The 21,163-nt window shown below is 59.8% G+C and carries 17 protein-coding genes; 9 read left to right on the top strand and 8 right to left on the bottom strand.

The genetic code is table 11. The features are described 5' to 3' along the window. Positions 1 to 5: 5 nt before the first annotated feature. On the bottom strand, positions 6 to 758 hold the full coding sequence (locus tag MUM_RS0114475) for an SDR family oxidoreductase (protein ID WP_010170918.1): 753 nt from the start codon (positions 756 to 758) through the stop codon (positions 6 to 8). Between the two features lie 580 nt (positions 759 to 1,338). On the opposite strand from MUM_RS0114475, the gene MUM_RS0114470 reads away from it, so the two are divergent. Continuing rightward, positions 1,339 to 2,367 (top strand): LacI family DNA-binding transcriptional regulator, encoded by a 1,029-nt coding sequence (locus MUM_RS0114470; RefSeq protein ID WP_081480079.1) that lies wholly within the window; start codon positions 1,339 to 1,341, stop codon positions 2,365 to 2,367. A 110-nt stretch (positions 2,368 to 2,477) separates the two neighbouring features. Here MUM_RS0114470 and MUM_RS0114465 read toward each other — a convergent pair whose 3' ends face one another. From MUM_RS0114465 to MUM_RS0114445, 5 genes are all read right to left on the bottom strand, one after another. Further along, a complete protein-coding gene (locus MUM_RS0114465) occupies positions 2,478 to 4,064 on the bottom strand; it encodes a GMC family oxidoreductase (protein WP_010170916.1) in 1,587 nt (528 codons plus the stop codon). Positions 4,065 to 4,110: 46 nt separating this feature from the next. Beyond that, complete coding sequence (locus MUM_RS0114460) at positions 4,111 to 4,995, bottom strand: sugar phosphate isomerase/epimerase family protein (protein WP_010170915.1); 885 nt, start codon at positions 4,993 to 4,995, stop codon at positions 4,111 to 4,113. Next, a complete protein-coding gene (locus MUM_RS0114455; protein WP_010170913.1) occupies positions 4,979 to 6,019 on the bottom strand; it encodes a glycoside hydrolase family 3 N-terminal domain-containing protein in 1,041 nt (346 codons plus the stop codon). The genes MUM_RS0114460 and MUM_RS0114455 overlap by 17 nt, the downstream gene beginning before the upstream one ends. Next, entirely contained in the window at positions 6,006 to 7,037 is a 1,032-nt protein-coding gene (locus MUM_RS0114450) for a glycoside hydrolase family 3 N-terminal domain-containing protein (RefSeq protein ID WP_010170911.1), read from the bottom strand. The genes MUM_RS0114455 and MUM_RS0114450 overlap by 14 nt, the downstream gene beginning before the upstream one ends. Before the next feature lie 77 nt (positions 7,038 to 7,114). Next, positions 7,115 to 8,281, bottom strand: a complete 1,167-nt coding sequence (locus MUM_RS0114445; RefSeq protein WP_032881950.1) for a Gfo/Idh/MocA family protein — start codon at positions 8,279 to 8,281, stop codon at positions 7,115 to 7,117. Between the two features lie 437 nt (positions 8,282 to 8,718). On the opposite strand from MUM_RS0114445, the gene MUM_RS0114440 reads away from it, so the two are divergent. Further along, positions 8,719 to 9,585, top strand: coding sequence for a transcriptional regulator (locus tag MUM_RS0114440; protein WP_029615897.1), 867 nt, complete (start codon positions 8,719 to 8,721; stop codon positions 9,583 to 9,585). On the opposite strand, the gene MUM_RS0114435 is transcribed toward MUM_RS0114440, so the two are convergent. Continuing rightward, the gene (locus tag MUM_RS0114435) at positions 9,576 to 10,667 is read right to left on the bottom strand and encodes a thiamine pyrophosphate-dependent enzyme (protein ID WP_010170905.1); all 1,092 of its coding nucleotides are present in this window, start codon (positions 10,665 to 10,667) and stop codon (positions 9,576 to 9,578) included. The genes MUM_RS0114440 and MUM_RS0114435 overlap by 10 nt on opposite strands. A gap of 565 nt (positions 10,668 to 11,232) precedes the next feature. On the opposite strand from MUM_RS0114435, the gene MUM_RS0114430 reads away from it, so the two are divergent. The 5 genes from MUM_RS0114430 to MUM_RS0114410 all read left to right on the top strand — a co-directional run bounded on the left by MUM_RS0114430 (position 11,233) and on the right by MUM_RS0114410 (position 17,015). Beyond that, complete coding sequence (locus tag MUM_RS0114430; protein WP_010170903.1) at positions 11,233 to 12,393, top strand: ABC transporter substrate-binding protein; 1,161 nt, start codon at positions 11,233 to 11,235, stop codon at positions 12,391 to 12,393. Positions 12,394 to 12,501: 108 nt separating this feature from the next. Beyond that, positions 12,502 to 13,437: an ABC transporter permease gene (locus MUM_RS0114425; RefSeq protein WP_010170901.1), complete on the top strand. Its 936-nt coding sequence runs from the start codon at positions 12,502 to 12,504 to the stop codon at positions 13,435 to 13,437. 28 nt (positions 13,438 to 13,465) lie between these two features. Further along, positions 13,466 to 14,257 (top strand): ABC transporter permease, encoded by a 792-nt coding sequence (locus MUM_RS0114420; RefSeq protein WP_010170899.1) that lies wholly within the window; start codon positions 13,466 to 13,468, stop codon positions 14,255 to 14,257. 5 nt (positions 14,258 to 14,262) lie between these two features. Further along, a complete protein-coding gene (locus MUM_RS0114415) occupies positions 14,263 to 15,330 on the top strand; it encodes an ABC transporter ATP-binding protein (protein ID WP_010170898.1) in 1,068 nt (355 codons plus the stop codon). Between the two features lie 113 nt (positions 15,331 to 15,443). Beyond that, positions 15,444 to 17,015, top strand: a complete 1,572-nt coding sequence (locus MUM_RS0114410) for a GMC family oxidoreductase (RefSeq protein WP_010170896.1) — start codon at positions 15,444 to 15,446, stop codon at positions 17,013 to 17,015. Positions 17,016 to 17,066: 51 nt separating this feature from the next. Here MUM_RS0114410 and hisD read toward each other — a convergent pair whose 3' ends face one another. Next, a complete protein-coding gene (gene hisD / locus MUM_RS0114405; RefSeq protein ID WP_010170894.1) occupies positions 17,067 to 18,350 on the bottom strand; it encodes a histidinol dehydrogenase in 1,284 nt (427 codons plus the stop codon). 288 nt (positions 18,351 to 18,638) lie between these two features. Here hisD and MUM_RS0114400 point away from each other — a divergent pair, with 288 nt between their 5' ends. Both MUM_RS0114400 and MUM_RS0114395 read left to right on the top strand, forming a co-directional pair. Continuing rightward, entirely contained in the window at positions 18,639 to 19,364 is a 726-nt protein-coding gene (locus tag MUM_RS0114400; protein ID WP_029615896.1) for a ThuA domain-containing protein, read from the top strand. Continuing rightward, positions 19,361 to 21,148, top strand: coding sequence for a thiamine pyrophosphate-binding protein (locus MUM_RS0114395; RefSeq protein ID WP_010170890.1), 1,788 nt, complete (start codon positions 19,361 to 19,363; stop codon positions 21,146 to 21,148). Before MUM_RS0114400 ends, MUM_RS0114395 begins: the two co-directional genes overlap by 4 nt. Positions 21,149 to 21,163 lie beyond the last annotated feature (15 nt).

Below are 21,163 nucleotides of genomic sequence, written 5' to 3'. Positions count from 1 at the left end.
TGTCCTCACCAGGCGGTGTAGCCACCGTCCACAGTGAACATCGCGCCCGTTGCAAAACTGGAATCCTGAGAAGCCAGGAACAAAATCACGTTGGCAATATCGATGGGCTCGCCCATTTTGTTCAATGGCGAACGTGCTTCCAGCCCTTTTTTGAACGCTACCGGGTCTGGAACGGTTTCGAAAATCTTGTCGTAATAGCTGGAAGCGATCACGCCTGGCGCCACACTGTTCACACGAACGCCTTCAAGGGCATGGTCAAGGGCCATTGCGCGCGTCAGCGCTGCGACACCGCCTTTGGCAGCAACGTAAGCTGCGCGATCCTTGATACCCACCACAGAAATAGTAGATGCCAGGTTCACGACCGCCCCGCCGCCGCGTCGAATAATTTCAGGAATGGCGTATTTTGAGCACAGAAATACACCCTTCAGGTTGACGTTGATGACCTCGTCCCAGGTTTGCTCATCGACCGTGACGACAGTTCCCAGCGTACCGAAACCTGCGTTATTCACCAGGATGTCGATGCCGCCGAAATGCGCCACGGCCTTTTCAACCATAGCCTTGACCTGAGCCGCGTCAGAAACATCGGCCTGAACCGCAAATGCCTGGCTGCCCAGCTCTTGTGCTACGGCCAGCGCTTGCTCGATGTTGCGATCGGCGACGATAACCTTGGCGCCCTCAGCCACGAACAGCTTGGCGGTCGCTTCACCAATACCCGCACCGGCACCCGTAATCAGTGCAACCTTGTCTTGTAATTTCATCGTTCAATTCCTTCACATATCACTAAAAAAGCATCATTGGAAAACAGAACGCACTGAAGCCAAGCGAATAGTTGCCTGCCTCATGTAAACGTTTACATCTCGTCGCTCAAAATAACAACAAATAATCACCTTAGGAAGATGCTTGTAGAAATCTCTGTGTTGTATGGAATCCGTGAAGCAAATCGCATGCCCGTCAGGAGGCGTCTTGCTTTGCGGGCCTACGGGCCCACTGCCGGGGCAATATCAGGCTCTACGCCCGTCCCCAATCGCGCCTTTGTGTGTGTTACAGGACTGCATTTGTGCGAAAAATGGTAACGTTTACTGAAATTGATTACATTATGGGGCGCAGGCCTTTTAAGCCAGCTGGAGCGGCGGCCGCAGGGGGATTTTATCCGCGGCGCCTCCCTTCCGCGGCGTGCTCGTTTTTTTTGATGCGGGACGGAACGGAATACCGCAGAATCGGGGCATATAGCCGTGCAAAACGGCTCCAGGGAGCAGGCCGTAGGCTGAGTGAGCGGTAATCGATATCAGTCGCTAAACGCCGCGTTTTCATCTGCATGCGCCATCATGAGGAATCTGTGTGAGCATTAAGCGAAATCCATCGGGACGTGTAAACGTCACTGATGTGGCAAAAGCTGCCGGTGTGTCGGTGGCCACCGTCTCCAGAAGCTTCAATTTACCCCATCATGTTCGGGACGACGTGCGAGAAAAAGTTCTGCAGACGGCGAGTAAAATGGGCTATACACCCAACTCTGCAGCCAAGGCCTTGAGGCTTCAAAAGACCCACGTCATTGGGGCGATCATCCCCACACTTGACCATTCCATTTACGCGACCATGGTCAAAAGCTTTCAGGACAAACTCGCCGAATACGGTTATGTCGTCTACGTGCTCAGTTGCGGGTTTGATTCAAACGCAATCTCCAACAACGTAAAGTTGCTGGTCGAACGGGGTGCCGAGGCGCTGCTGGTCGTGGGGGATATCGCCGATCCTGACCTGATCCAGTACCTCAAGGAGTACCGCATGCCGGTGGTCTGCACGTACTCCTATTTTGAAAACAAGGCTTTTCCCTTTATCGGCTTCGATAATTACCTGGCCACGAAACAGATGACGGAATACCTGCTTGGTCTTGGGCACCGCCACATGGCGATGCTAACCGGCCCCATGCAAGGCAATGATCGCCAACAGGCGCGCCACAAAGCATTCATTGATGCGCTCACTGTCTCCAAATCCAAATGCACTCACTTCACCTACGAAAGCGCCGGCGGATACACCATTGAGTTCGGTGAAAAAACCCTTCGCCGAATCCGCCTGGAATACCCGGATGTGACCGCGATCATTTGCAACAGCGACGTTATCGCTTTTGGCGTTCTCTCAGCCTGCAAAAAGCTGGGTATTGATGTGCCCAGAGAGATGTCGGTAGTGGGGTATGACAATCTCGAGTTCGCTGAATACCTGGACCCTCCCCTTACGACGCTTGCAGTACCCGCAGGAGAGATGGGACTGAGGAGTGCAGAGGCGCTGATCGCAAACTTGAAAAACGGTTCCGAGATAAAACCGCTGCTGCTCGGTACTCAGTTGATGATCCGTCAATCCAGCCACTCAATCTAGTAGCCCTCGCGCTCTGAGGCCAGCGAGGCAGGGTGGGTGATCATGCGCGTTGGCAAACACCCACCGGCAGCTTGGATAGGAGTGAGCTGAAATGTCCGCATTCGGCAACCCTATCGGGTGCTTTTGATCATGTCGGCGACCTTTTCGCCGATCATGATGCACACCGAGTTGGGGTTACCTGAAATCAGCGTTGGCATAATCGACGCGTCGGCCACTCGCAGCCCCTTGATGCCATGCACCTTGAGATCCGGCCCAACCACAGCCTGTTTATCTACCCCCATGCGGCAGGTGCCTGACGGGTGCAGCGCGGCATGGGCTTCCTCGTGACAGAATTTCTTCATGGCTTCTCGCGAGCGTACGCTCACATCCGGTACGTGCCGCCGTGCCACATAGGGTTTGAAAGCCGCCTGGGCCATGATCTGTTCGCCAATCAGACAACCGTCCACCAGGCTTTCGATGTCGTACGGATCGGAAAAATAGTTAGGCACAATGCGTGGCGGTGACATCGGGTCGGCCGAATACAGCTCCACATAACCCCTGGACCTTGGACGTATCTGCCCCAGGTTCAAGGTGCAGCCATTGCCGCCAGGCACCGAATCCACGCCCTCCTCGATGCCCGCGCCCACCACCATGAAATACTGGATATCCGGATGCGCCGCCGTCTTGTCGCCCCACCAGAACGCCCCGCCTTCAATCAGGTTCGACGCCGCCGGACCCTGCCTGAACAGCGCGTACTGCAAGCCCGCCATGAGTTTCCACCAGGGCTTTTTGTATTTGTCATAGCTGTGGGGGCCGGTCAGCTCATACACCAGCGACACTTCGATATGGTCCTGCAGGTTCTGCCCTACCCCAGGTAAATCCTGAACAACTTTAATTCCATGTTTCTCCAACTGCGCAGCGGGCCCGATCCCGGACAACATCAACAACCGGGGTGAGTTGATCGCGCCGGAGGACAGGACGATTTCCTTGTCGGCGTGCATCACCTGGCGCACGCCCTTCTCCAGGTATTCGACACCAACAGCTTTGTTACCCTGCATCAGGATACGCAGCACCCGGCAACCGGTCTTCACCGTCAGGTTCTTGCGCGACTTGGCGGGCGCCAGATAGGCTACGGCGGCGCTGCTGCGAAAACCGTTCTTGGAGGTGATCTGGTACAGACCGCAGCCTTCGGGCTGGCCCGAGTTGAAATCTTCGTTATAGGGCAATCCGTACTGCTGGCAGGCGCGCAGCCAGACCTTGGTCAAGGGGTGAATATTGATCGGGTCCGACACGCCCAACGGCCCGCCGACACCGTGTACCTCATTGCAGAAACGCTCGTTGTCTTCAGCCTTTTTGAAGTACGGCAGCACGTCCTTGTACGACCAGCCGGCAGCGCCCTGCTCGGCCCAGCCATCGTAGTCGGCGGGCACGCCACGGATGTAAATCATCGCGTTCACCGAGCTGCCGCCGCCGAGCACGCTGGCCTGGACCATGGTCGGCGTTTCGCTGCGGTGCTGGTCCTCGGTGGGCTCCCAGGCATAGCGCTTGAGCAGCGGGCCCTGGGCAGTCTTGTAGTAGGCGCCGGGAATATGGATGTACGGGCTGCGATCGCGCGGCCCTTCCTCGAACAGCACCACTGACGCCCCTTCCTCCTCGCTCAAGCGCGATGCGACCGTGCAGCCTGTGGAGCCGCCCCCGATTACGATGAAATCCACCATGACAACCTCAGATCTTTTTAGTATTCAGCCAGTGTTGAAACGCGCGTTATCGACCGACCAGGCCGGTTAACAGCGTCTTCAATTGTTGGGCGACGGCGTAGCTGTTTTGCTGCTGCTGTTTTTTGCAGAACAACTCACAACTCCACCAACCGACGTAACCGGTAGCCTTTACCGCGGCGGTCCATTCGGCCAGGTCGAGCACCCCGCTGCCGGTGGGAACATCACGCAGCACTTCTTCATTCGGGATGCCGCCTTCGAAGGCCAGCGAGTCGCAGACATGCACGCCGTAGATCACGCCCTTGTCGAGCCTGGCGACGTCCGCAGGGGTAACGCCGCTGGTAAAGCAATGCCAGTAGTCGATCACCATCTTCACGTTGCTGCGCCCGGTGCGTTCGATCAGTTGCAGTTGGTGGTCCAGGGTATTGAGTGGCGTCCAGGACAGCGCTTCGAGATAAAGCAGCAGGCCGTATTGCTTGGCCACATCGGCCAGCTCCGCCAGATTGCTGGCCGTGCGAGCGTACTGTTCGGCTTGATCCAGACCCAGCAAGCCCGAGTAATGGGCGCTCTTGCCCGTCGCCTGGAAATCAATCACCGCCTGCACATTGATCGGGCCCGTGAGCACTTGCACGCCTTTGGCGCCGACCAGGTTGGCCAGTTGAAACAGCCGCTCGGCTTCCTTGAACAGGTCATCCCGCTCGGCGCCCTGGCGTTCGATGTCCCGAAGGTAACCGATGCCGGTGACCGGTACGTGCTGCAGTAATGCTTGCAGCTCCGACTCGGAATAGCCGGCCTGCAAATACGCCTCCAGCTTGCCGCTGTTGATCTCCAGCGCGTCAAAACCCAACGTCTGGGCGATGTCGATATCCATCGCCAGGGTCGAGTGTTTGGCGACGGTGGAATGCAGTGCGAGGATATTATTTTGGGTTGCCATATGGCGCTCCTACGGGTGAGTAGCGATCAGCCAACGCGCCAACGGCCAGCGCCGCAGCGTCCAGCCGAGCCTGAGACAAGGTGCCCCGGGCGACGGCGGCGACAATCGCCCGAACGATTTGCGGCACCTGCGGCATGGCGCCGGCAGAAATCAGCAACAGGTCAGCCCCGGCATTCAACGCGGCCACTGCGACCTCGCCGAGGGACATCTGACCGATGGTCGAGCGGTGATCGAGGTCGATGGTCATCACCAGCCCCTTGAAGCCCAACTCCTGGCGCAACACACCGATCAGTTCCGGCGACACTGAGGCCGCGGTGGGCGGTGTGCACGCGGCGAATATCGCCGGCCCCATCATCACCGCATCCGCCCCCGCGTCGATCCCGGCCTGGAACCCCGGCCAATAGGCTCGCAGCTGCTTCATGGATTCGCTGACCACCGCCGTTTCAGTCGACGGCTGCTGAAACAACACCGGATGGCCGGGGAAGTGCTTCAGGGTGCTGGCCATCCCGGCCCGCCGCACGCCACGCACATACGCACCGACCATCGCCGCCGTCTGCTGCACGTCGTCCGAAAGCGTGCGTCCTGCCAGCCACACATTGGGGCCGCCAACAACGTCCGCCGTCGGCGACAGCAACAGATTGACCCCGGTCTCCCGCACGGCGGTCGCAACCTTGAAGCAGGCCTGCTCCAGCGCCGCGCAGTCCATCGCCCTTGCCACGTCGGGTTCGGGCAGCGCCGGGGTGATCCCTTGCAAGCGGTGCACGGCGGAGATGTCGGCGTCTGCCGCCAGCAGCAGCGGCCCGCCGAACGCAATGGCCGTGCCGGTAAAGCGTTGCCAGGTGTCCAGGGTTTCGGTTTCCAGGCGGCTGGCGCTCATTTTTCCGCTGACGTATTCCTCGCCCGTCTCGCCAAACAACAGACTGCGCCCGCCATTCCCGAGAAACCGGCGCACGTCATCCGTCATCTGTAGGTCCAGCAACACCGGGAACAGCACGCCGTAGGCCTTGCCTTCATTCGCGCTCATGGTTAGTCCCCTGGGTCGCGATTGCCAACTGGCGGACCCTGGCGGCTGCGTCCAGTAACACCTGGCGATCCAGCGTGCCTTCGTGAACGGCGGCGACGATCGCATCGGCGATGCTGTCCAGGTCGGACTCGCTGGAAACCAGCAGCAGGTGCGCACCGGCCACCAGCGACGCGACAGCGGTGTCGGGAATGGTGTTGCCGCGCAGAATGGAAACCGCGTCCAGATCATCGGAAATGATCAAGCCGTCGAAGCCGAGGGTGTCACGCAGCACCCCGATAACCTTGGGTGAGGTGGAGGCCGAGTGATCGGTATCTATCGCAGGGAACACCGCCGGGCCTGGCATGATGGCTTTCACGCCGGTGGCGATTACCTGCTTGAACACTTCAAGGTTGTCATGCAGCAATTCCAGCGGCCCCGGCACGGTGGCTTCGGCAATGGCCGGGTCGTGTTCGGTGACGTAATGCCCGGGGAAGTGCTTGGCGGTGGCGATCACACCGGCGCGCTGCACCCCACGAATAAACGCGCAGGACACCCGGCTGACTTCCACCGGGTCGGCGCCGAGGTGACGGTTATGCAGCCACGGATTGGCGCCGGTGACGACGTCCACGATTGGCGCCAGAAACAGATTCACCCCCAGCTCGCGGGCCACGGTGGCCATATCGAAGCACCGTTGCTCGATGTCCAGGGCACTGAGGGCCTGGAGCTGCGCTCGGGAGGCGACCGCCGGGACCAGTTGATGCAGGCGCTCGATCCCGCCGAGTTCCTGGTCGACTGCGATCAATACCGCAGAACCCGCCAAGGCCGTAGCTTCCTTAACGACATTGACAAAATCAGCCTTGGACTCGGCTGCCTTGCGCGCCGGGCTCATGCCTCGACCAACATATTCATCGCGGGTTTCCCCGAGCAACAGGGACACACCACCACGGCTCAGGTAACGGCGCACATTGTCGTCCAGGTGCAAATCCCCGAACGCGGGAAGCAGTACCGAATACGCGGCGCTATGCAGTTCGCTTGACATTGCTTTTCCTCAACAGCGTTATGGTGAGCGGAACGCTCAACTCGGTGGATGCGCGGCTATTCCACGCATGAATTCAATTACAGCGGGAACGGCACCCAGGCACGCCGCTGGTGGGATTCGATGCAGGCCTGGGACAACAGCACCCCGCGCATGCCCTCCTGGATATCCGGCAACGGCACGCTGGTCGCCGTGCGCCACTGCGCCCCGGCCTCCAGGGCGTCGGCGAAGTCGGCGTACAACACCGCCAGCGCTTCCAGATAGCCCTCGGTATTGCCCGCCGGCAGGCTGGTGAAGGTCTGCGTCTGGGGCATGTTGTCTGCCTGGCCACGCCGGTAAATGCGGTCGGCGCCGTCGATGGGTGTGAACAGCAGGGTTTCCGGTGACTCCTGGCACCATTCGAGCGAGGCCAGGCTGCCGACGATCTTGAAGCGCAAGCCGTTGCGATGCCCAGGCGCCGCGAAGCTGGCCCACAACAAGCCGTCTACGCCGCCGTCGAACTCCAGTTGCACCACGCAGGTGTCGTCCAGTGCCCAACCCGGCACCACGCTGGTCAACTTGGCGTTGAGCTGGTTGCAGCGCTGCCCGGAAAGAAACTCCAGCAGGTTGAACGCGTGGGTGCCGACGTCGCCCAAGGCCCCGGTGGGGCCGGCCTTTTGCGGGTCACCGCGCCACGCCAGACTGTTGCTTAAGCCGGACACGCCCGGTGCCAACCACTCCAGCAAATATTCCACGTACAGGAAGCGCAACTCCCCCAGCTCACCGGCCTGGATCCGACTGCGGGCGTCCCTGACCATCGGATAACCCTGGTAGGTGTAGGTCAGCGCAAAAAACGTCCCGTGGCGCTCGGCAAGGCTCGCCAGCTCGAGGGCTTCGTGGGGATGGTTGACCAACGGCTTGTCGCAGATCACCGGGATGCCTGCTTCCAGGAACAACCGGCACGGCTCGAAATGCAGGTGATTGGGCGTCACGATGACCACCGCCTCTATCGGGTCGGGTCGGCGCGACTCGGCGGCGGCCATGGCCTCGAAGGAAAGGTAAATGCGGTCGGGTTCAATATTGAGAGCAGCGCCCGCCTCGCGGCATTTGTCCGCGCCCGACGAGAAGGCCCCGGCGACGATGTCGAAGCGATTACACAGGCGCATCGCGGCACGGTGGTAACTGGCGAAGTAAGCGCCCTGCCCGCCACCGACCATGCCGACCTTGAATCGCCGCTTTCCGGGAATGTCGCCGGTCAACCTTGCCATCACCCAATCCTCCGCAAAAAGCATGGGCCGAGTATCAAGGGTGATGTTTGTTTCCACCATTTCGCACCCTTGGTGATACCTGACGCGGACTGAAGCACTCACAAGCAGCACGCGGTGTTACCCGCGGCATTTCAATGTGTTACTGGGCGCAGCGATTCTGCGGCTTAAACTACGATGCCGCGCTTGTCGGCGGTGCCGAGCAGCCAGCAAAAGCGCTTACAATCTGACGCATTCAGTCGTTCTAAACCTTTATGTAGAAACTTATAAAAACGGCATGAAAGATGCTTTGGTAATTACCGGAATTTTCAAACGCTTAAACGGTTATTAAAGTTATAAGCAGGGTTATTCGATAACTGCGCTATAACTTTAATAACTGGCGCCTTAACCCAGCCAAGTACATCGAGATAATAATGCCCAGTCGCCCGGACACATCCCCCCTGTCGTTAGCCTCTGCCACTTCGCACCCCGAGCGTCAGCAGGCGCGCAGTGACTTGCAGGCCAATGTGCAAAGGAACCTGAGCACCCTGGTCGAATCCTGCCGGTCGGTAGCCGATATGTGTCGCAAAGTTGATGTGAATCGCCAGCAGTTCAACAAGTACCTGGTGGGCCAGCACGTTCCGTCGCAGAAGATCCTTCAGAAGATCGGACGTTATTTCATGATGGAAGCGGAAGACCTTTTCCGTCCGCCCGCCGAGTTCAAGAAGTTCTATGAAGGCTATGAAAACGAACTGCCGACCGGCTTGCGGGCCTCGGAGCAGTTCAATCATTTCCTGCCGCTGGCGAAACAGTCGGCTGACGTGCTTGAAGACTATCTGGGCGTGTATTACCGCTATCACAATTCGTCGATCTACAAGGGGCGCATCCTGCGTTCTGTCACCTGCCTGTACCGGGCCGATTCGATGGTGCAGTACGTCACCGTGGAGCGGTTTCCGTTGCGCGATGGCAGCGGCAAGATCGGTTATTCATTTACCTACCACGGGTTCTGTTTGCTGCTGGGCGATCGCCTGTTCATGGTGGATTTCGAAGGCAAGCAGCGTAACGAGATGACGTTTTCGATCCTGACGCCGCAACATCGTCGGCCGATCCGTTTTCTGTATGGGTTGGTGACGGGTGTGGCGTCGTCCTCGTTTCGCCAACCCTTCTCTACGCGCATGGCTCTGGGGCTGGTGGACAAGGGCAAGATCCGCAAGCATCACTTGCGCAATGCAACGGTGCTGTTGCCCAGTGATCAGTCGATCCCGCTGGATGTACGTGAGTACATGACCGGCGAAAACGCCACCATCGTCTGGGGCGGTCAGGACTGAGGAGTTTGTAGGGGTTGGCGCGTGGTCATCATTTCAACCAGCGACGGGCCCTTGCTGTTCAGGGCTTTGACGAGGGTCGCGTTGAGTTGTGAAACGTGTTCGACGCGCCAGGCTTCCAGGCCGAAGTTGCGGGCGATACCGGCGAAATCCGGGGCGTAGGGCTTGCCATCGGGCAAGTTGAATTCACCGGCCCGGTGCTGCTCGATGGGTTGGGCTTGTGCCTCGTTCACAGCGTCGTCAGCGCTGCGGTTGAAGACCAGGAATACCACCGGAATGCTGTGCATCACGCACACGGCCATCTCTTGCATTGACTGCAGGAAGTCCCGGCTGCCGACGGCGCAGACCACTTGGCGGGCGGGCATCGCGAGCTTGGCGCCGATCGCTGCCGGGACAGCCCAGCCGAGGGTGGCGGGGTTGCCAGCGCAGAGGTGCCTGCCGGGGTAATGCACCGGGAACATTTCGCGGGCCATGGGCTGTGTGGGTCCGGCGCCCAGGACGAGGAGCGCATCGTTTTCCAGCACGGAGCGTGAGGCGCGGCCTTCGCGCAGTAAGGTGATTTTGCGCGGGATGGGTTGGGGTTCTGCGCGCAGGGTGGCGAGTGGCAGGCTGGCGTTGGTGGAGGCGCGTTGGAGGGTGTCGTCGATGGACAGGCTGACCGGGCCGGAATGAGCGCTCAGCATGGTGTCGAAGGACTGGCGCAGGGCTTGGGGTAGCTGTTGTAGCGTCTGGACTGTCGTCTGGTCTTTCAAGACGTTGATCGATACCGTTTCGGCCTGGGCGTTGCTGATGACTATTAGTGCGGAGGCGTCCTGGTGTGCGGTGGCCAGGGCTCCCAGGGCTGAGGGGATGCCCAGCGGACCGGTCAGTACGACGGCCATGGGGCGCCCGCACGCGCGGAAGTAGCCGTCGGCGAGGTGGACGGCGCTGTGGGCCTGGATGACGTGGATGAACGGGATGTCGGTGCCTGGGGTCAGCAGTGCTTCGACCAAGGACCGGGAGCCGTCGCCCGGGATGCCCGCTACGTAGTCGACACTGTTGGCTTTCAGTGCCTTGGCGATGATTTGGCCACCTGTGAGTTTCACTTAACACTCCAGCGAATGCGCGGCGTCTGGGCCGGGGATCAGGCTTGGAGTATTCGCCTGGTGCGGGGAGGGCTCAATTTCGCACCTTGGGTAAAAGAGACGCAGATTGACGCAGGTGCCTGGCGATTGGGGGGATATCCGTTATTTGGGTGATTTTTGATACTCAATCCCGACCCATAACCCATACCCAGAGGCGTGCGCCGATTAGGTCACTTCAATGCGTCAGAGTGCGTCGCTTTTAACCCCCCTGCGAAATTGAGCCCCCCGCCTCCCGGCTCAATACTCAACCCATGAAAACAACAAGCCGAGCCTATCAAGCGCTGGGCGCACCGCTTCAGGACTGGAACTCCAAAGCCCGGAAAAAGCGTGCGTCGCCCAGCCAAGGAAGAGTCAATCGGAACAGTGGAGGCCTTACCACCCTCCCCAGCAGCATGGAATCAATGCTGGCCATAACACTGCCGATCCAACTGACTGCATACGAAAGAAAGCACCCGGCCACACCGCCGGGCCCACGCCTTGCAAGTCGCTCAACGTTCGCACCCACCACCCCAGGCAGGAACTCGAAATGAAAAAAGAAATAGAGACGGGTTATGGTTTGACCGGCATTGACTTTAATTCCCTCAGCTTGAAACGACGCTCGTTTCTGCTGGGCGCTGCCGCCTCTGCCGCCGGCTTGTACCTCGGCTCGTTCGTGCCCAGCGCATTTGCCGCCACCACCGGCCATCTGGAAATCCTCGGCTGGGAAGGTGAAACCGGTGACGCCGAACTGGCCGACTGGCGCAAGCAGCGCAACGTCACCGTGCGGTCAAGCTATGCCAGCAACCAGGACGATATCACCGCACGGTTGGCAGGCTCCGATCCGGTGCAACTCGACCTGACCATGTACGCCCTGGGCTACGAAAAGATCTATCAGGAAATGGGTTTGCTCAAGGCCATCGACACCACGAAGATCCCCAACTATTCCGCCGACAATACCCTCGCGCTGTTCTACAAGGGCAGCCGCTGGTACTGGGACGGCAAGCAATGGGGCATCCCGTTGCTGTGGGGTATGAACACCATTATCTACAACCCCAAGAACGTCAAAAAACCTACCCAATACACCGACCTGCTGGACCCGAAACTCAAGGGCAAGCTGACCTTTGTCGATGATGGCACATCGAACTGGTCGCTGATCGCGACCATCGCAGGCTACGGCGACAAGTACCCCAACCTGACCCGCGCCGAATTCAACGATGCCTTCGAAAAACTAAAGCCGTACCGTGATCAGTGCCGGGTGTTTGCCGCCTCTTCGGGCGACGCAGTTTCGCTGCTGGTGTCGGGTGAAGTGGACGCGGTGTTCTCGGCCTCCGCCAACACCCCGAGCGAAACCATCAAGCGTGGCGTGACCACTGCCCTGTCGGTACCCGCCGAAGGTGCAGCGCTTTGGTGCGATGCGTTGTTCATCCCGAAAACCGCAAAGGACATTCCCCTGGCCCTGGAGTTCATCAACAAGACCCTGGAGCCCGACATCCAGGCCAAGATGGCGACCACGATGTTCTCCGGCGTAGTCAACCCCAAGGCCGTGCCGCTGCTGCCCGAGGACCTTAGAAACACCTTCGACTACGCGAACCTGGACAGCTTTTTCGAGAAATCCAAACTCTATGGCCAGCCGCCCCTGAGCTCCGAAAAATATGTGACCTATGCTGAATGGATCGATCAGTGGGCGAACTTCAAGGGTTCGTTCTAGAGCGCTTGGCACGCCGGTGCAGGCAAACGTGGGGCGGGGGTCACCCACACCCGCCCCACGGGTCAACGCGCCCTGACTATCGAATAAAAACGCAAAGGCAATCTCATCATGACCGTAGTCAACAACACCGAGTCCATGCCCCTGGACGAAGGCGATTCAAGGGTCGGCAAACACATGAAGATCGACAAGAGAACCCTCAGCGGGTATTGGCTGGCGTCGCCACCGTTGCTGTTTCTGGTGGTGTTCTTTCTGATTCCGTCAGTGCTGCTGCTGGTCGCCAGTTTCTGGACCGCCAAGACCTTCAGCATGGAACCCGCCGCCACCCTGGCCAATTATGCCAAGGCCCTGAACGCCACCGGGTTTTATGACTCGTTGTGGATCGCCCTGCAAAACGGCTTCTGGACCGCCCTGCTCTCCACCGTGATCAGTGCGCCGGTAGCCTATTACATCGTGTACCGCACACGCTCCAACACCGTGTTGTACCTGGCGCTCGTGTCGTGGTTTTCCAGCTATCTGGTGCGGGTCTACGCATGGCGCTCAATCCTGGGTACCAACGGCGTGATCAACTCCACACTGCTGCACTTCGGCCTGATCGACCAGCCGCTGGAATGGCTGGTGTTCAGCAAATTCGCAGTGGTGCTGACCCTGGTTCACATCATGCTGCCCTTCACCCTGCTGCTGCTGGTGTCGGGCCTGCGGGACATCAAGAAGGACTACCTGGAAGCGGCCGCCGACCTCGGCGCCGGCGGCGCCACCATTCTGTGGAGGGTGATCATGCCGATGGCGCACAAGAGCATCGTCAGCTCGTTCATGTTCACCTTCGTGCTCGCCGCCAGCGACTACGTCACCCCCCAACTGCTGGGTGGCCGGGATGCGATGACCACCGGGCTGGTGATCGCGAACCAGTTCCGCTCGGTGGGTAACTGGCCGCTGGGGGCGGCGATGGCCTATCTGCTGTTGATCGTGTTCATGCTGGTGTACGCGTTGCTGCTGGCGGTGTTGCGCGCTGCCAACCTGGCACCCGGCAAGCGTTACCACGACTGAATACCGCCCATAAAAAAGGTAACTCGCCATGATCCGGCTATTCACTTACGTCTACATGCTGTTCCTCTACGCGCCCATCGCGATTATCGCGCTGTTCAGCTTCCACTCGTCGGCCTCGTTGTCGTTCCCGTTCGAGGGATTTTCCACGCGCTGGTATGAGGCGCTGTTCAGCAGTTCGGACTTTATGACAGCCCTGACCAACAGCGCGATCGTAGCCGCTGGCTCGGCGATTCTTACCACGCTGCTGGGCACGTTCTCGGCCCTTGCGCTGATGCGCATGAAAGGCCGGGTGAAGGCAGTGTTCGCGTTCATGAACTTCGCGCCCATTGCCTTGCCCGGTTTGTTTCTGGGGATTGCGCTGGTCATTTTCTTCTCGCTTATCGGCCTGCCCCGCTCGCTGCTGACGGTGATCATCGGCCATACGCTGTTCACCTTTCCGTTCTTTGTGGAGTCGGTGCGTTCGCGGCTGGAGTATTTCGACCTGTCGTTCGAGGAGGCCGCGCGCGACCTCGGCGCCTCGCCCCTCAAGGCGTTCTGGCTGGTGACGCTGCCCATCATCGGGCCAACCATCGCAGGCGCCGCGATCCTCGCGGTGGCGCTGTCGATGGATGAATTCCTGATCACCGTGTTCGTCACTGGCAGCGACACCACGCTGCCGCTCATGATTCTTTCGATGATGCGCCGCGCCGTCAGCCCCACCATCAATGCCGCCTCGGTATTCATGCTGGTGGTGACCATCGCCATCATCGCCATCGCCGGCCTGGTCATGACCCTGCGTCGTCGCCGCCTCGAACTTGAACGTGCTGAAACTGCAGAGTAATCACCATGACCAACAGTATTGAACTGACCGGAATTTCCAAGAGCTACGGTAACCTCACCGCCCTGGGCAAAGTCGACCTGACGGTCAAGCGCAACGAGATCCTGACACTGCTCGGCCCCAGCGGCTGCGGCAAGACCACCCTGATGCGCATCATCGCCGGCTTCGAAGAACCCACCACCGGCAAGGTGGTGATCGACGGCAAGGACTCCACCGCCCTGGCGCCTGAACACCGCCCGGTGAACATGGTGTTTCAGAAATACGCGCTGTTCCCGCACCTGGACGTCTTCGACAACGTGGCCTTCGGGTTGCGCCTGAAGAAGAAGCCCAAGGATGAGATCAAGCGTGAAGTGAACAAGGCGCTGGAACTGGTGCAACTGGAAAGCTTCAAGAGCCGCTGGATATCCGAACTCAGCGGCGGGCAGGCGCAACGTGTGGCCTTGGCCCGCGCACTGGTGAACCGCCCGGCAGTACTGCTGCTGGATGAACCGCTGGCGGCTCTGGACCTGAAGATTCGCCACCACATGCTCAACGAGATCAAGCGCATCCACGAAGAGACGTCGACCACCTTTGTGTATGTGACCCACGACCAGGACGAAGCGATGATTTTGTCGGACCGTGTGGTGTTGCTGAACAAGGGCGGCATTGAGCAGATCGGCGGGCCGCAGGAGATGTATTGGTCGCCGCGCACCTTGTTCGCCGCCAAGTTCTTCGGCGATACCAATATCGTCAACGGCACGTATGGGCTGAGTGGCGTGGTCGACTTGCCGTTCGGGCGCTATGCCCACACCGCCAAAAGCGGCGTGGGTGCGGGGCCGGTGAATGTGTCGATCCGCCCCGAAACCATCGGTCTTGAGCCGGCTCTGGGCGCGCCGTTGGCAGACGGCGCGTTTGCCGGCAAGGTCAAGGACACTTCCTTCATCGGCAACCGCGTGATCTACCGCGTGGAAGTGGCCGGCGGCACGCTCGACCTCAAATGCCAGCAACTGCCCACACCTGGCAGCCATGCATTGCCGCCTGGCACGAACGTGGCACTGACCTGTAAGCCGGAAAGCTTTGTGGTGATCCCGGCCTGATGTTTTGAACAAGGGGCCTGGCTGAATCAGCCGAGGTTCATTTTTTACGCTGGATCATCCGCTCTTTCACGGGAGCCTGGTCCGGCGTTTTTTTTGCCCGGAGGAAAATAATAATGGTCGATTACATCGTGGTCGGGGGTGGGTCAGCCGGGTGTGTGATTGCCGCACGGCTGAGCGAAAATCCCGAGGCGCGGGTGGTGCTGCTTGAGGAAGGACCGAGGGACACCCATCCGCTTATTCATCTACCGGTGGGCTTCTACAAGACCAGCCAGGGAAACCTGGTTGAGCATTACCCCTGGGAGCCGCCCGCAGACTACATCGGCGTGCCCAAGCCGAGCATGGTGCAGGCGCGAGTGCTGGGCGGCGGCAGCTCGGTGAACGCCATGGTGTACCTGCGCGGGCAACCGGCGGATTACGACGGTTGGGCCCAAGGCTGGGCTTATAAGGACGTGCTGCCGTTTTTCAGGAAGTGCGAGACCAACGACCGCTTCAGCAATGAAGCCCATGGCACCGACGGCCCGGTGGGTGTCAGCGACCAGCGCTATACCCATCCGCTGACCAAATTCTGGCTGCAAGCCTGCCAGCAGGCCGGGTTGGCGTATAACTCCGACTTCAACTCCGGAGTTCAGGACGGTTGTGGGCTGTATCAAATCAACGCCCGCGACGGGCTGCGTTCGAGCACTCCGGTGGCGTATCTGAAGCCGGCCCGGCGGCGCCCTAACCTCACGATTAAAACCGGCTGCCGAGTGTTGCAGGTGCTGCTCGAAAAGGGCCGTGCGACGGGGGTTGAATACGTTGAAAAAGGCAAGCGCCAAATCCTGCGGGCCGAACGCGAAGTGATCATCAGCGCCGGCGCGATCAACAGCCCGAGGTTACTGATGCTCTCGGGGATCGGCCCTGCCGGGCATCTGCAGGATACGGGCATCAAGGTGCTGCATGACTTGCCTGGCGTCGGGCAGAACCTGCAGGACCATATTGAAGTCTCGCTGATCAATGAGCTGCGTCGGCCCCTGAGCTATGACAAGTACAAAAAGCCTCACTGGAAACTGGCCGCTGGCTTGCAGTACACACTGTTTCGCGAAGGCCCGGTGACGTCCAATGTGGTGGAAGGCGGCGCGTTCTGGCGCACCTCACTGGCTGAGGGCCGGGCGGACGCGCAGTACTGTTTTATGGCCGGTGCCGGTGTCGAAGCCGGTGTGGGCTCGGTGCCGGGTGGCAATGGCTGCACGTTGAACGTGTGCCAGACCCGCCCACGCTCCGTGGGCTCGGTGCAACTGCGCAGTGCAGACCCGAAGGACTTGCCGGTGATCAGACCCAACTATTTGAGCGATCCGTTTGACCTGGAGTGCATGGTTGAAGCGACCGAGTTTGGCCGGCATATCCTGGCGCAGGAGGCCATGGCCGGGCATATCCTGCGCGAGCATGCGCCTGCGCAGCCGTTGCATAGCCGTGAGGATTACCGCCGGTTTGTGCGGCAACAGGCGCATGCTGCGCTGCATCCGGTGGGCACCTGCAAGATGGGCTCGAATGACTTGGCGGTGGTGGACAGTGTGTTGCGGGTGCATGGGATTGAGGGGTTGCGGGTGGCCGATAACTCGATTGCGCCAACGTTATGTTCGAGCAATACCAATGCGTTGGCGATCATGATCGGTGAGAAGGCAGCGGATCATATTTTGCAGGGGTGAAGGGCCTGATCGTTCCCACGCAGAGCGTGAGAACGATCATCAAAGCAGTCCTTAAGCGGGTTTGCTGTAGCGTCGAATCCGGATATCCGCCTGCTCCTTGTGCCCCGCAAACCCTTCCATCCCGCAAAGCCGCGAGCAGTATTCCCCTACCAACACCGACGCCTCATCCGTCAGCACCCGTTGATAGGTGCAGGTCTTGATGAACTTGCCGACCCACAGCCCGCCGGTGTACCGCGCGGTCCCGGTGGTAGGCAATGTATGGTTGGTGCCAATCACCTTGTCGCCATAGGAAACGTTAGTCCGCTCACCGAGGAACAACGCGCCGTAATTGGTCATGTGCTCCAGGAAATACAACGGATCGCGGGTCATCACCTGCACGTGCTCGGAAGCAATCCGGTCAGCCTCCTGCACCAGCTCATCCACCGTGTCGCATAGAATAATCTCGCCATAATCCCGCCAGGCGATGGAAGCCACCGGCGCAGTGGACAGGATCGCCAACTGACGCTCAATCTCCACCGGCAGCGTTTCCGCCAACTCAGCACTGTTGGTCAAAAACACCGCAGGCGAATTAACCCCATGCTCCGCCTGCCCCAACAAATCGGCAGCAATAATCTCTACATCGCTACTGTCATCAGCAATCACCAACGTTTCAGTCGGCCCGGCAATCAAGTCGATACCAATCTTGCCGAACAACTGACGCTTGGCCTCAGCCACATACGCATTACCCGGCCCAACGATCATATCCACCGGCTTGAACGTATCGGTGCCCAACGCAAACGCAGCAATCGCCTGCACCCCGCCCACGCAATAGATCTCATCGGCGCCGGCCAAATACATCGCCGTCACGATGGCCGGATGCGGCTTGCCATCAAACGGCGGCGCGGCCGCAACAACGCGCTTCACCCCGGCCACCTTGGCTGTCAGCACGCTCATATGTGCCGACGCCAGCAACGGATACTTGCCGCCCGGAATGTAGCAAGCCACCGAGTTCACCGGAATATTGCGGTGCCCAAGGATCACCCCCGGCAACGTCTCGACTTCCACATCGTGCATCGAGGCCTTTTGTACCTCGGCAAACCGCCGAACCTGCGCCTGGGCAAAGGTGATATCGCCAATTTCCTGCTCGGAAAGGCTCGCCACGCACGCGGCAATTTCTTCATCGGTCAGCCGGAAAGACACGGGCGACCACTGATCAAACTGCTTCGAGTATTCACGCACGGCCGCATCACCATTGCGGGCGACGTTGGCGATGATTTGCTCAACGGTATCGCGGACTTGGGCAGCAATCTCGGCTTGGGCTTCGACCGGTTTAGGTGTTTTCAGGTAACGAATCATCAGTGGCTCCAGGTGGTTCTTGAGGGCACGCGACATGCCCCCCGGCATTGGCAACCATCTTTTCCTACCCCCCTGCCCCCGGCAATTTCGCAGCCACCCTATTGATGACGCAACCTGACGCAACACAGACGCAGTGTTGAAGCACTACGACGGTCGCTGACTTTATTCGTATAACCACTCACGAAAAATAGGCGAGCCCCATTGACATAGTGGTTTGGAGTGATAGCTTAAATAAGCGGTTATACGTATAACTTAATAATCACACCCAACGTAAAGAGGTGATCAACCGTGAGTCGAGTCTTGTATCTATTCGGTGGCTGGCCCGGCCATTTCCCCTACGAAATCGCGGCATGGGCGCGAACCGTTTTCCAGGAGCTGGATTTCGAGGTCGAAGAGTCCACCGACATCTTCACTCTGGACAGGGACTTGACCGGTTATGACCTGATCGTGATCGGCTGGAACAACGCGGTCACCACCGAGACGCTCACCGCCTCCCAGGAAAACCGCCTGCTGCAAGCGATCGAAAGCGGCACCGGCCTGGTGGGTTGGCACGGCGCAGGCGCGGCGTTTCGCGCCAGCCTCAAATATCACTGGGTGCTCGGCGGTTCATTCCTCGAACACCCGATGGGCGAAGGCTTTCCCCACCCGTACCAGGTCAACGTCATCGACCACAGCCACGAGGTGACCCGAGGCGTCGAGGATTTCGAGGTACGGTCCGAGCAGTACTACATGCAGGTCGACCCGAACATTCACGTGCTGGCCGAAACCACCTTCGACGGCAACCCCTTCCCCTGGCTCAAGGGCCATCGCAGCCCGGTGGCCTGGGTGCGCCAGTGGGGCCAGGGCCGGGTGTTCTATCACTCCATCGGGCACGACACCAGCAACCTCGCCGACCCGAATATCCGCCGTCTGACCAAGCAAGGCCTGAACTGGGCGACACGCGGACGTGCAACCAGTACCGGACCCACCGACGCAAACACCCCCGTTTCATCAACCCAAGGAGTCCTGTCATGACTAAATTGACCGGCAGCCAGATCGTGGCTCAAACCCTGAAAAATTACGGCGTCGAATACGTCGCCGGTATCCCTGGCCACGGTATCTGGACCCTGACCGACGCCTTCCTCGAGGAAGACTCCAAGCTCAAGTTCATCCAGGTATTCCATGAGCAGAGCGCGGTTCACCTCGCCGACGGTTACTACCGGGTGAGCGGCAAGCCGATGGCGGCGGTGACTTCCATCGGTGCCGGCGCCGCCAACACCGTGATCGGCATGGCCACCGCGTTTACCGACTCCACCAGCCTGATGCTGATCACCGGCGGGCCACCCACTCACATGCGTGGCCACGGTTTGTTGCAGGAGCTGGAACGCTACACCGACAACGACTTCCCGAAAATTGCCGAAGCCGTGACCAAGCGTCATTGGGTGGCGACCCGCGTTGAAGAGCTGCCGTTCATGATGCACCGCGCCTGGAGCGCGATGGTCACTGGGCGCCCAGGCCCTGTGCACCTGGAAATCCCGATGGACGTGCAGGCCGAGGCCGCTGAAGTGACCCTGCATGCCCTCGAAGAACGTACGCCGATCGGTAAATGCTTCCCGGACCCGGCAGCCACCGCACGCGCAGTGGAAGAGCTGAAACTGAGCAAGCGCCCAGTGCTGGTGATCGGCGGCGGCGTGATTACCGGCGAAGCCAGTGCGGAACTGTTCGCCCTCGCCGAAGCCTGGAAGATCCCGGTCGTGACCACCTGGAACGGCAAAAGCGGCTTCCCGGAAGATCACCCGTTGTTCGCCGGCAGCGTCGGCCAGACCGGTACATTGTGCGGCAATAAAGTCGCATCCACCGCCGATGTGATCATCGCCGTGGGCTGCCGTTTCACTGACTGGTCGTCGTCCAGCTATGCCAAGGGCGTGACCTTTGCGATCCCGCCGTCGAAGCTGATCCACATCGACATCGACCCGCACGAGATCGGCAAGAACTACCCGGTGACCGTGGGGATTTGTGCCGACGCCAAATACGCCCTCGCCGCCATCGTCGAAAGCCTGAAAAACGAGACGGTTGAGCGCGAAGAGTACCTGAGCGACCTGCGCGGCTATCAGGAAGAATGGGAAACCAAACTGGCGGGCCGTCGTGACTCCGATCGCTTCCCGTTCACCTCACAACGCCCCCTCGGCGCGCTGCGCAAAGTGTTCCCGCGCGACACCATCGTGGTGGTCGGCTCGGGCAACACCCAGGGCGCGGTCAAGCAGACCTTCCCGGTCTATACGCCACGTACGCACCTGACCTCCGGCGGCTTCTCGTCCATGGGCTGGGCCGTGCCTGCCGCTATCGGCGCCAAGCTGGCTGCGCCTGACCAGCCGGTGGTGTGCATTCTCGGGGATGGCGATTTCCTGATGACCTCCCAGGAAATTGCGATCTGCGTGACCAACAATATCCCTGTGGTGTTCCTGATCCAGAACAACGCCGGCTACATGTCGATTCGCGGTGGCCAGCGCAAGCAGACCAGCCGCCATATCGGCACCGAGTTCAACCACCCGGACGGCACGCCCTACAGCCCCGACTTCAAGGCGGTGGGCGAAGCCTTCGGTCTCAAATCCTACCGTGTGGAGCGCCCGGAAGACCTTGAGCCGATCCTGCAGGAAGCGCTGGATTTGAACGTACCGGTGCTAATCGAAGTACCGACCGACCGCGATGCGGCTGGCCCTTGGGTACCGGGCTGGTGGGACTTCCCGATTCCGGAATACATCACCGACGAACGCCAGGATGAGTACTGGCAAATCCGTAATTCCGAACAACACCTGTAAATGCCGGAGCGGCTC

It is taken from the genome of Pseudomonas sp. PAMC 25886 (assembly GCF_000242655.1).
GTDB lineage: Bacteria > Pseudomonadota > Gammaproteobacteria > Pseudomonadales > Pseudomonadaceae > Aquipseudomonas.
This window is presented reverse-complemented; position numbering and strand designations above follow the sequence as displayed.

Excerpts from the sequence above, each read along its gene's own strand:
- MUM_RS0114475 (WP_010170918.1), bottom strand. The coding sequence starts at position 758 with ATGAAATTACAAGACAAGGTTGCACTGATTACGGGTGCCGGTGCGGGT.
- MUM_RS0114465 (WP_010170916.1), bottom strand. The coding sequence starts at position 4,064 with ATGGTGGATTTCATCGTAATCGGGGGCGGCTCCACAGGCTGCACGGTC.
- MUM_RS0114460 (WP_010170915.1), bottom strand. The coding sequence starts at position 4,995 with ATGGCAACCCAAAATAATATCCTCGCACTGCATTCCACCGTCGCCAAA.
- MUM_RS0114455 (WP_010170913.1), bottom strand. The coding sequence starts at position 6,019 with ATGAGCGCGAATGAAGGCAAGGCCTACGGCGTGCTGTTCCCGGTGTTG.
- MUM_RS0114450 (WP_010170911.1), bottom strand. The coding sequence starts at position 7,037 with ATGTCAAGCGAACTGCATAGCGCCGCGTATTCGGTACTGCTTCCCGCG.
- MUM_RS0114445 (WP_032881950.1), bottom strand. The coding sequence starts at position 8,281 with ATGGCAAGGTTGACCGGCGACATTCCCGGAAAGCGGCGATTCAAGGTC.
- MUM_RS0114430 (WP_010170903.1), top strand. The coding sequence starts at position 11,233 with ATGAAAAAAGAAATAGAGACGGGTTATGGTTTGACCGGCATTGACTTT.
- MUM_RS0114425 (WP_010170901.1), top strand. The coding sequence starts at position 12,502 with ATGACCGTAGTCAACAACACCGAGTCCATGCCCCTGGACGAAGGCGAT.
- MUM_RS0114420 (WP_010170899.1), top strand. The coding sequence starts at position 13,466 with ATGATCCGGCTATTCACTTACGTCTACATGCTGTTCCTCTACGCGCCC.
- MUM_RS0114415 (WP_010170898.1), top strand. The coding sequence starts at position 14,263 with ATGACCAACAGTATTGAACTGACCGGAATTTCCAAGAGCTACGGTAAC.
- MUM_RS0114410 (WP_010170896.1), top strand. The coding sequence starts at position 15,444 with ATGGTCGATTACATCGTGGTCGGGGGTGGGTCAGCCGGGTGTGTGATT.
- hisD (WP_010170894.1), bottom strand. The coding sequence starts at position 18,350 with ATGATTCGTTACCTGAAAACACCTAAACCGGTCGAAGCCCAAGCCGAG.
- MUM_RS0114395 (WP_010170890.1), top strand. The coding sequence starts at position 19,361 with ATGACTAAATTGACCGGCAGCCAGATCGTGGCTCAAACCCTGAAAAAT.